A 10,433-nucleotide genomic window follows, 5' to 3' on the forward strand; every position below is an offset into this window, starting at 1 on the left:
GCAGTTAATGCCCGCCACACCTCATTGTTAATATGCGGCAATGTCGATGGTTTTCATTTTTAAGTTCATTTGCTTGCCGTTGCGTAAAATAGTCACCGTTACTGGCTCACCAATTTGCACCTCGGTAAGCAAATTATATAACACATCATAATTTTCCACGGGATGGCCATTTAAGGAAATAATAATATCTCCCAAGCTGATACGCCCCCAATGATCTCGATAGGTCCCGCGCAACCCGGCTCGTGCCGCAGGAGTATGCGGAAGCACATCGGCGATTAAAATACCTTTTTTCACTCCTAGACGTTGCGCAATATTGGGTTCTACCCGCTGGATGCCAATACCCGCCAAAACGACGCGGCCGTGTTTGATGATTTGTGTGACAATCCGCGAAATTTCATCGGCAGGAACCGCAAAACCAACGCCTGCTGAGTTGCCAGATTGCGAATAAATGGCAGTATTTAAGCCAATCAAACGGCCTGCACTATCCAGAAGAGGCCCTCCCGAATTACCAGGATTAATGGAGGCATCGGTTTGAATCATATCGCGTATTGCTACCCCACCCGCTCCAGGCACTTGCCGTCCAAGCGCCGAGATCACCCCAACGGTTAAGCTATGATCCAAACCGAAAGGATTCCCGATAGCCAATGCTTTTTGCCCTACCAACAATTCATTGGTATGGGCGATTTCAAATGGAGTGAATGTTTTCAGCAATTCCAGGGCCTTGGGGGATGTGATAGCCAAAACGGCAATATCTTTCCTGGGTTCTGCACCAATAATTTTTGCAGGAAAAGTCAGCTTTCCAATGCTCACCGCTAAATTATCAGCGCCATTTATGACATGAAAATTGGTAACAATATGCCCTTGTTTGTCCCAAATAATGCCCGATCCGGCCCCTGACGGCACATGTAAACGCTCATACGAATCATTAATAACCGTCGTTAAGCGATGTACATAAATGACTTTGGGGGAAGCTTTTTGAAAGACTTCAATCGTATTTCTTTCATTGGGTAAAAGCTCGTCCAGTTTGGCTGCAAAACCAGAAGCTGAAACCCAACAGGTTAATAAAAAGCAAAAAACACGTAACCCATTGTTTCTCATTTGATTATCTCCAAGTTTATTTTATCCAGCGAGCAGAGGTTGGACTTTTGCTAAAAAAATTATAATTATGCCCTAATAATATCCAGGATGACAATAAAATTTGAATTAAAAATATACAGCATTGCTTATGCATGCATAACACAGCATGAAAATGTGATGCAAACATACCATCTGCTGCAAACTGTTAATATTATTTTCCAGGGTGTTATGAATGCCTTGCTCAAGAAGTTACTGCATATATGGCATATAGGGACGGCTAACGTAATTTCAAGGTAACAAATTGATGGTTGTAGACTGCCAACCCTAAAGGCCGGCAGTCTTTGTTTTTCATTGCTATACCAGCTCAGGCATTCTAAAGTTTCCTTCTGCCCGATGTTCATAATCTATCTCGTTAATCTCTCGCTCAACCTCAGATACTTTCTTTCTGGCTGCAATTTCTTCTTGTGCTTGCTCAGAAAAAATACCATCCGATAATTTGAATAACTTAAGTAAAAAATGAAACGGGGCTAACAGAATTTTTAATGCTTCGGTACCGGCATCGATGCTTTTCTTAGTTACAGCTTCCAAATGCTCGTCATGACGAAGATAGACTTTCTCCAGAACACCTGAATGGTGCGTATAAAGCCCATCCAATCTTTCATTACGTGCCTTCTCTTGTGCCAGCAAGCTTGTCTGCAATTCATTATGTGCATCCCACAGACTGGCGCGACGTTTTTGTAATTGCTGTAACTCACTTTCATAGTACTTAATTTCTTCATCGATTTCAGCTCTCAGCAAATCACAGGTAGCCTTTCGCTCCGCTAAGGACGATCCTTCCAAAACCGCCTTGCCTGCAACGATTGCCTCAGATTCTTTTAACGTCATTTGCGCATAACGCTGCACCAGAATTAATTTTTTATTAAGTATTTCTTCTATCTTCTGATCCAGATAGCGGATTGCATCTTTATTGGCACCTAATACTTGATAGTGAGAATCAAATCGTCTACTCGTTTCCATTTGCACGCGTATTTTTTCAAGCTCTTTTGTTTCTTGCGCTAAAGCTCTTTGTTGTGCCTCTTCGTTTAACTGCTTGTCACGGCTTAATAAAAGCTCACGGACAAACACAGCAAAAGCCGAAGCAACGCCAAATACAACTGCGCCAATGATAGCTACAGTAATAGGGTCCATAGCCATGCCTCCTAATGCAAATGGATCAATTGAGTGTGGATTTCAACCGAGAAATAACGACTGAATGCTTCAAATGAATCCACATAAGGCCATTGTTCAGCACGGTCGCACATACGTAACATTTCCGCCTTGAAAATTGGGCGGTAATAATGCTTAATAAAAGGCTTTACCTCGGCTAAATCTTTAAAATTCTTCACAATAACCGTAGCATTTTCTGCTAAATGTGAAAGATTTACTTTCTCCAAAACCATCGTCAAATCGCTTTGATCCTCAGCAGAAGACTTCATCCATTTCAGCAGCACAGAGCGCGGTTTAACACAAAGCAATTGCTGCCCTGCATGGATTGAGGGTTCCATCAAAACGATTTGCGAATGGAGTTCAAATTTAAAGCAACAAAGAAAATCTAAAAAACTCCCCTCAATTTCATTGCGCGCATCCTTCCCTAACCAGCGACATATTTCATGGCGAAACATGGTCGTAAAATGACGCTCAATTTCATCAAGGGTATCTTCTTCGTTATCATGCCGCGGTATTGTATAAGCCGTGGTATCAGTTTGTAACAAATTTAAATCAGGTAAATCTACCTCTGGAAGCTGTGAAGCCAGAAACGAAAGAAATACAGACGTGGGTTTTAATATAACTATTTCCCATTGACTTTGGTGCATGATTCTCTCCTTAGTTATAAAACTCATCCTGAGTACAACTAAAAGCTTTAAATCAATGTTACTTCTTACATCAAAACTTTAAATCCGGTACCTCTCTTTTTTGTAGGGAAGGCTATCAGATTAACATTAGAAAAATATAAATTGCAATATCATCCGCAAATTGATTTATAAGATTTAGATCGATATGCTAGGAACGTTTATTTATGCATATAACCGGTTGTTTACTTTCTGCGAACTGCACTCACCACTTAATCAATAGCTGTGAAAATGAAACTTATAAAAAAAACCCTTATTTCATTGTTTTTCCTGACTACCATAACCGCTTGCGCCTTATGGGCCTTAACGTACACCATCACCCCTGAGGAATTTAAAGACTTATTAAACCAGAAACTTGCTGAATTCACAGAACAGCCTAGCCACATAGAAGGTAATATAAGTTGGCAATTATTTCCTCGCCCTGGCCTTAAAATCAGCACGGTTAAAATTGGCGGCAAGCAGATAGAAAACAATTATTCACTAGCCATCGATAACATGCTTTTTAATTTGCAAATTACACCCTTATTGCGGGGGAAGTTGGTTTTTAATGAACTGCTCATGGATGGTGTAACGCTTAACATCAATCCAGAAACCAGACACACCCGCGTGCTTAATCGCGCGGCTACAAGCAAGGCGCCAAATAAAACACTTCCCGCTAGCTTCTCCATTGAAAACTTCTTGCTGACCCGCGGCCAAGTGGTTGTCTCGCACCCGCAAAACAATCTGGCCGTAACGGATCTTCAAATTGGTGCGAATCAATTGAATTTCCAAAACAAGCAATTTCCTGTGCAGCTTAAAGGCAATCTTTTACTTCTCTCAAACACCAAGGAATCTCTTAAAGCAAATATTAATTTCAAGGGCAGAACGCAACTCACCCCAGCCTTTTTTATCGAGCCTTTAAACACAATACAAAATACGGCAACCCATGGCCAAATACTTATTCAAGATGCGCAATATAAGCGGTTGAAAATTGCCAAAATTAATGCCAATGCCATTTTAAAAACCGGAACATTACGGCTAAATCCGCTAAATCTCACGCTATACAATGGCGAATCAGTGGGCGATTTAAGTTTTCACATAGCCTCTAAAAAATTTGCCGTTAACCAAACAGCGACTGGCATTAAATCCACCCCGCTGTCTAAAGCCCTTTGGGGAGAGCAGTTAATAAAAGGAACGATGGACTTCTCCATCCATGCCACAGGCACGTTGCCAGTGCAAAATATTTTGGATCATGTACAAGCCAGTGGCCATATTATGATTCGAGATGGCGCATTATGCTTTGTCGATATCCATCAAATGGTTAAAGATATTCCTAATACAATCCATTCAATGCTGACCGCACCCAAATCGAATGAAACTCTCCAAAAAACTTATGAAGGACGCACGAAGTTTAAATTACTCAGTATGCATTACGACGTGAAAAATAATCCCCTGTTTAATGATTCTTTTCTGTTGCAGACTGAGGAAATGCAAATCAATGGCAAAGGCAGGATGAACCTTAAAGACCGCTCCATTGATAATGAGTTATCGGCAAAATTAATCCAGCCAGAGCCAATGATGGATAAAATTCAGCAAATTTTAAATGGCAACTTGCCGCTAAAACTTACAGGCCCAATCATGCAACCATTAATTGTGCCGAATATGCAAAAAATTAGTCCATTATTAACACAATTTTTTTTAAAGCAATCCATCGACAAACCATTGAAGCAATTAAAGGCAGAAATTATGAGCCTGTTTACATAATTAATATCCATTTGCCTGGATTATGCAGTGAATTCATCAAATAAAAAGTACTCTATTTTTTTAGTGGTTGTCTCTACTTTAATAATTGGTATTGCTTCAGGCTTGTGCGGAGCTTTTTTAGCTCTATTACTACGTTTTATACAACATACATCCTATGGTTATGCTCCATGGCAGTTACTAAGCAATGAAAGTTTCTTGCAAGGCGTACGTTCCTCCTCACCATTACGGCGTATCGCAGTACTTTGCCTATGCGGGGTTATTGCAGGAATAGGGTGGTGGCTTTTATACCGTTATGGCCGCCCTTTATATAGCATCAAGGAAAGATTACAAAAAAGCATCCATTTCCCTGCTCTTGAAACCATTATCCATGCATTGTTACAAATTATTACCGTTGCCCTGGGTTCCCCACTCGGACGAGAAACAGCGCCGAGAGAACTGGCTGCTGTGTTTGCCGATTGGTATACCAGCAAAACAAAGCTCACTGCAGAAGAAACAAAAATCATGATAGCATGCAGCGCGGGAGCCGGGTTAGCAGCTGTTTACAATGTTCCTTTGGGAGGAGCTTTATTCGTCCTGGAAGCTTTATTATTCACCTTCCGCTGGCCTGTTTTGCTACCTGCTTTTGCAAGCTCAGGAATCGCAGTACTCATTTCACGCTTAATCATTGGGGATCAGCCGCAATACAATCTTGCTAATTATGAAGTCAATACGGCATTAATTGCCTGGTCAATTTTTATTGGTCCCATCATCGGGGCCGCCGCTTATTGGTTTATGCGCATGACGCGCAAAGCTCAACAACAGGCAAAACGTAACTGGCAGCTTCCTGTTTTGTGTTTTTTTAATTTTTTAATCATAGGGATCTTGGCGGGATACTTTCCTGCCATTTTAGGAAATGGCAAAAGTCCGGCACAGCTGGAATTCGGCAATCAGATCGGTATCGGCATAAGCCTTGTGCTATTAATTTTGCGAGTCGCTATCATATGGTCCAGTTTGCGAGCCGGAGCCCGCGGGGGAATGCTAACGCCGGCTCTGGCCAATGGCGCTTTATTAGGAGTAATGCTCGGGGGGATTTGGAATTTATTTCTACCGGATGTCCCTTCCTTAAATGCTTACGCTGTTGTTGGCGCCGCCGCTTTTCTCGCTGCAGCTCAAAAAATGCCTTTAACAGCCATTATACTGATTTTTGAATTTACTAATTTTAAATTTAGTTTTCTTATTCCGATTTTATTTGCCATCACCGGTGCATTAAGCTTATGGAGTTTCTGTGAAACGAGATTTACCAAATCATGAATGCTGATATCGATTGCATTCAGCAACAATTTACCTGGCCTCTTTTACAATGGTATGAGGTTTACGGCAGGAAAAATTTACCCTGGCAAATACCGCGGGAAGCATACAGAGTATGGATCTCTGAAATCATGCTGCAACAAACACAGGTAAAAACTGTGATACCCTTTTTCTTACGGTTTATGGACAGCTTTCCAAATATTGAAACCCTGGCTCAAGCCGCAGAAGATGAAGTGCTGGCGCATTGGTCTGGTCTTGGCTACTATAGCCGCGCCCGCAATTTGCATAAAACAGCGCAAATTATTTGCCAAGAATTGCAGGGAAAATTCCCGCAAACCCTGGAGGAACTCATCAAATTACCAGGGATTGGCGCCTCCACCGCTGCAGCCATCGCCTCATTGGCTTTTAACCATCCTACGGCAATTTTGGATGGAAATGTAAAACGAGTCCTTAGTCGCTATTTCTTGGTGGAAGGAGCAGCGGAGCAAGCTGCGGTAAAAAACAAGCTATGGCAACTTGCGAACCTTTGCATGCCATCCCGACATTGTGCTAAGTACACGCAAGCCATTATGGATTTGGGAGCAACCTGTTGTACCGTAAAAAATCCTGATTGCAGCCACTGTCCTTTAGCTGCCACCTGTGCAGCATATGCACATGATGTGGTAGCGGATTACCCCACGAAAAAAGTAAAAAAAATAAAGCCTGTTAAACATCAACAATTCTTGCTGCTGCATACAAAAACCGGCTTAATTTATTTGGAAAAGTTACCGCCTGTAGGGATTTGGGGTGGATTATGGAGTACGCTTGGCATCGATACCACTCATTGCCCAATGGATTATGTGCGCAAAAACTACCCGTGGGAACTTAAAAATGTACAGGAAATTACGCAGATTAAACATTCGTTTAGCCATTTCCATTTACATATTAGTGCGCTAGCCGTACAGGTAGAATTGCATAATAAAACTATTCTTGCCGAAACCTCCGGCGCATGGTTTACCGCCGCTCAACTTACGCAAATAGGACTGCCAAAACCGGTGAGCAAAATTATCGAGCAATTTTTTCTCTTGCCTGAATCATTTAAGTAGCCAGTTATCCTTAGTATTAACTGGCTACTGCAAAGCTTCCGACACAACTATTGGTTTTGGCAAAAAACCATTGCGTTAATCTCAAGGCCAATGGCCACTACACACCAGTGATTATTGGATCGTGTATCGCTTCAAGCCAGCAATTCCTCAGTACTCATCATTGCTATTAAATACCGCCGGGAAGCCTGTGACGTAAAGCAGAATGAATAAATCAGAAATTGATGTTGTAGATGGTTATTTTTGCCACCCGTGTCCTTTCTGCCACTATAAATCTGCGTGGTCTTTGCAATCACACCAGTGATTTTTAATGTTTTGCTTAATCTAGTGGGGAAATCTCTTGGGCAAAATCATGCCATTAAAGGCGGGCTATTTCAATTCTTTCACTGAAATCATCCCTTAATACAGCAGCAGTAAATATCATAAGTTTTAAAACTTAAAAACTCTATTGAGAAATTAAATACATAGTGATATTTTTCGCTCATATTTTATGGACAATAAGGATTTTTTCTATGCCCTTACCCCTTCTCCTAGCGCCTGTCGCAGTGATCGGTGCAAAAGCCACCGTGTCTGTGGGCACTCTAATCGCGAGTGTCGTGGTAAGCGGACTTGCCGGTGGCAGTATTGTTGGAATAAGTGGACTGGCTCTCTGGTATTTAAAGCTGGATTCAAAAACGCTAACAAGCCTTGAGCACATGAAAGCCCTCGATGAGCAACACCAAATCACCCAAACCCGCATCCGTACAGCGTCTGAAGGTATTCAAAAAATTGATGCCGAGCTTACTTCTCTAAGCGATGAAATTGACGAAGTAATTGACATCATATCATTGGAACAGCTGCAATTATTATCTGAAAAAATCGCTGAAACCAGCAATTACCTGCAATCCACAGTAACGCTTACGCAAAAAACCGGCGAAGAGTTAAATAAATCATTATTGGGATTAAAAGAGATCGGAGCCCAAATCAAGGAAGCAGGTATCAAATCAACCCGAAGAATTTCCATGCTGAATCAATTGCTCGATGAGAAAGAAGAAAAACTCACCCAAGCAACCAAAGAAATTGCAGCCTTAAATAAAACCGCCACCGAGCAAACCTCGACTCTTGAAGAACTCCAAAACGTCATAAAAAAGCTTACTGATGAAAATCTTCAAAAAACGGTAAAAATTGAAATATTAGAGAATGATTGCAACGAATTGCAAGCCACTTGTAAACGTATGGACAATTACTTAAGTTTCTTTGCGTCCAAAATTGAACAGTCTGAACAGCCAAACACGTCAACAATTAGCAATGCACTCAAATAATTCTCAAGGAGCCAAGGTAATGCAAGTACTCATCTGGATTGGAAACCAACTTAAAAATCTAATCGACTGGTTTTCCCCAATTAACAAAGAATATCCCGCCAATGAAACAGGCGAGCTCATAAAGCGTAAACTCGAAAGTAAAAGCTGGTTTGATGCTCTAACTTCTTGGTGGATTCAAAGGCACCTTTTGTTAAAATTAAGCACTTTCACAGGTATAAGCGTTGTGGCAGGGGTGGCAGGCTTACTGATTGGCGTGCCTGTTTTGTTGTCGCTTGCAGCTCTCTGTTTTTCTATACTCATTCATTCCTTATTTGTTTTTCATGAGCGAGCTCGCCATGCTGCCGCCGAAATTATTGCCACAGAACAAAAAGCTTTGGATGAAGATTTAAAAATCAACGTGGATTTTTTTGAAACTGCCGCGGCAAAACTCAACACCGGAATTGAAAAATTGCGCGCTCGACACTACGACCTAGAAAAACATAGCAAATTAATGGATGCGGGAGCCCAGTCACTCGAGCAAAATAATGGCAAACTGTCTGCTGTGGCACATGAGATGGAAAGAGAAGCAACCCGGCTTATCGAACCACAAAAAGAAATTAAAAAAGAATTCGATGCATTAACAACAAATGTGAAAGAACATGAAGATGCGATTGTTGCCTCAACTCTTAAAGTAAGAGCCATTGATACTGCAGCAGCCGAGTTTTCGACCGCAGTTCACAGTTTTGAGCAAAATCAAAAAATATTTTCAGAAGCAACCAGTCGTTTTTGTCACTTCGTCGCAGGACAAACTCTTGCCAAGAAAATCGATCCCAATAATCAAGAAGATAAGGAAAGCATCGCGCGTCATCAATTTATAGCTTCCATGAATCAAAAAATGAATCACTATGAACGATTAATCCAAGGGTTCAGTCGTACTCCTTCTTGCGGTATGTAATTGTTATCGTGTGTGGCAATTTACTCAGAAGGCCAAATTTACGACTATTAGTTTAGGCGGTAGACATCTCATCGCAAATAGAGATGATTATCGCCAAATAATACTTTAAAAATAAGCCAATAGTTATCTTACTGATTAAGATTACTTATTTCATCACCCAAGCATCGTAAAGGTGCTAGGCTTGTCATCATAGGAATAAGGATAAGCGGACAGCCGCGCTTTAACCACTCAATCCGATTTTGAGAATTTGCCTGCCAGATAGGATTAGTGCCTATACAAAGAGAAGTAAGCGGATAAAGAACAATTACCCCAGAAACTTTATTCCAATTCACGCACCCGCAACAAGTTGAAGCTGAGACATTATAACAGGATTGAGCCAAATCTCCCTTACTGCAATCCCACAAATCAGTATAAGTTAACTCTCCCTGTACTGGAGTGGTGCATGGAAACTCGTTTGTATTATTTTCAAGATCAGCACAAATCGCATTCGCTGTGCAAAATACCAGTGCTTTTCCGCAATGCATGGTAATTTTTTCACCCGGGGATGTCGAGGAATTATAACTCATTCCACAAAACTCGAAGGTTTTACATTCGTTATTGTCTGTACATTTTTCTGCATCCTTAGCAATTGTACCCAAATATAACTGTTCAATGGAGCTTCAAATTTCCAAGAACATCCTCCTAAAAGATGATCTGGCCTTTTGCTAACCAGGAATTCTACAAAAATAAGGATTAGAGGATTGCCATGACGCGTTGGTTGCTTGCATGCTTAATAGGGCATGTGATACCCCATTAAATATATTTTTTTAATTTTAACTTCGTAGGGTGGATCAAAAGTAGCGATTTATTCGTTTGAATAAGCAATGATGAGCTTGTTGACACATTATTAAAATCCGGATAAAATGATTAAATTTTGCACAAATATATAATATATGACCACATATTTTGAATTTTTTTCACCTTTTTCACATTTAATAGAAAGTAAACAATATCCATTTTCTAGGGCGTGTTTTTAAAGTTTCAGCCACAGCAAAATACCTATTACAATTAATGCACCTAAAAACATGGCGGCAGTTTTATCATACCGCGTAGCAATTCTTCTGAAACCTTTTATTCTGTT

General features: G+C 40.9%; 9 protein-coding genes and 1 pseudogene. 5 read left to right on the forward strand and 5 right to left on the reverse strand.

All coding sequences use genetic code 11. The features are described from left to right. Positions 1 to 27 precede the first annotated feature (27 nt). From ELY11_RS04160 to ELY11_RS04170, 3 genes are all read right to left on the reverse strand, one after another. On the reverse strand, positions 28 to 1,098 hold the full coding sequence (locus ELY11_RS04160) for a S1C family serine protease (protein WP_126953474.1): 1,071 nt from the start codon (positions 1,096 to 1,098) through the stop codon (positions 28 to 30). Positions 1,099 to 1,431: 333 nt separating this feature from the next. Further along, entirely contained in the window at positions 1,432 to 2,271 is an 840-nt protein-coding gene (locus ELY11_RS04165; RefSeq protein ID WP_126953473.1) for an Atg14 domain-containing protein, read from the reverse strand. 5 nt (positions 2,272 to 2,276) lie between these two features. After that, entirely contained in the window at positions 2,277 to 2,930 is a 654-nt protein-coding gene (locus tag ELY11_RS04170; protein WP_126953472.1) for a hypothetical protein, read from the reverse strand. Positions 2,931 to 3,197: 267 nt separating this feature from the next. Between ELY11_RS04170 and ELY11_RS04175 the strand changes: the two genes are divergently transcribed. The 5 genes from ELY11_RS04175 (at position 3,198) to ELY11_RS04195 (ending at position 9,313) form a co-directional block, all read left to right on the forward strand. Continuing rightward, entirely contained in the window at positions 3,198 to 4,709 is a 1,512-nt protein-coding gene (locus tag ELY11_RS04175; RefSeq protein ID WP_126953471.1) for an AsmA family protein, read from the forward strand. A gap of 27 nt (positions 4,710 to 4,736) precedes the next feature. Beyond that, entirely contained in the window at positions 4,737 to 5,999 is a 1,263-nt protein-coding gene (locus ELY11_RS04180; protein ID WP_233579633.1) for a chloride channel protein, read from the forward strand. Next, the gene (gene mutY / locus ELY11_RS04185) at positions 5,996 to 7,081 is read left to right on the forward strand and encodes an A/G-specific adenine glycosylase (protein ID WP_126953470.1); all 1,086 of its coding nucleotides are present in this window, start codon (positions 5,996 to 5,998) and stop codon (positions 7,079 to 7,081) included. Before ELY11_RS04180 ends, mutY begins: the two co-directional genes overlap by 4 nt. Positions 7,082 to 7,590: 509 nt before the next feature. Then, complete coding sequence (locus tag ELY11_RS04190; RefSeq protein ID WP_126953469.1) at positions 7,591 to 8,379, forward strand: hypothetical protein; 789 nt, start codon at positions 7,591 to 7,593, stop codon at positions 8,377 to 8,379. A 19-nt stretch (positions 8,380 to 8,398) separates the two neighbouring features. After that, a complete protein-coding gene (locus tag ELY11_RS04195) occupies positions 8,399 to 9,313 on the forward strand; it encodes a hypothetical protein (RefSeq protein ID WP_126953468.1) in 915 nt (304 codons plus the stop codon). Between the two features lie 128 nt (positions 9,314 to 9,441). Here ELY11_RS04195 and ELY11_RS04200 read toward each other — a convergent pair whose 3' ends face one another. Together ELY11_RS04200 and ELY11_RS12565 are read right to left on the reverse strand one after the other, a co-directional pair. Further along, complete coding sequence (locus ELY11_RS04200) at positions 9,442 to 9,879, reverse strand: hypothetical protein (protein WP_126953467.1); 438 nt, start codon at positions 9,877 to 9,879, stop codon at positions 9,442 to 9,444. 446 nt (positions 9,880 to 10,325) lie between these two features. Continuing rightward, positions 10,326 to 10,433, reverse strand: a pseudogene (locus tag ELY11_RS12565) (IS5/IS1182 family transposase); the annotation flags it as partial.

The organism is Legionella septentrionalis (genome assembly GCF_003989745.1).
Taxonomy (GTDB): domain Bacteria; phylum Pseudomonadota; class Gammaproteobacteria; order Legionellales; family Legionellaceae; genus Legionella_A; species Legionella_A septentrionalis.

Coding starts and splice junctions, on each gene's coding strand:
- ELY11_RS04195 (WP_126953468.1), top strand. CDS start 8,399: ATGCAAGTACTCATCTGGATTGGAAACCAACTTAAAAATCTAATCGAC.
- ELY11_RS04200 (WP_126953467.1), bottom strand. CDS start 9,879: ATGAGTTATAATTCCTCGACATCCCCGGGTGAAAAAATTACCATGCAT.
- ELY11_RS04175 (WP_126953471.1), top strand. CDS start 3,198: ATGAAACTTATAAAAAAAACCCTTATTTCATTGTTTTTCCTGACTACC.
- mutY (WP_126953470.1), top strand. CDS start 5,996: ATGAATGCTGATATCGATTGCATTCAGCAACAATTTACCTGGCCTCTT.
- ELY11_RS04170 (WP_126953472.1), bottom strand. CDS start 2,930: ATGCACCAAAGTCAATGGGAAATAGTTATATTAAAACCCACGTCTGTA.
- ELY11_RS04190 (WP_126953469.1), top strand. CDS start 7,591: ATGCCCTTACCCCTTCTCCTAGCGCCTGTCGCAGTGATCGGTGCAAAA.
- ELY11_RS04165 (WP_126953473.1), bottom strand. CDS start 2,271: ATGGCTATGGACCCTATTACTGTAGCTATCATTGGCGCAGTTGTATTT.
- ELY11_RS04160 (WP_126953474.1), bottom strand. CDS start 1,098: ATGAGAAACAATGGGTTACGTGTTTTTTGCTTTTTATTAACCTGTTGG.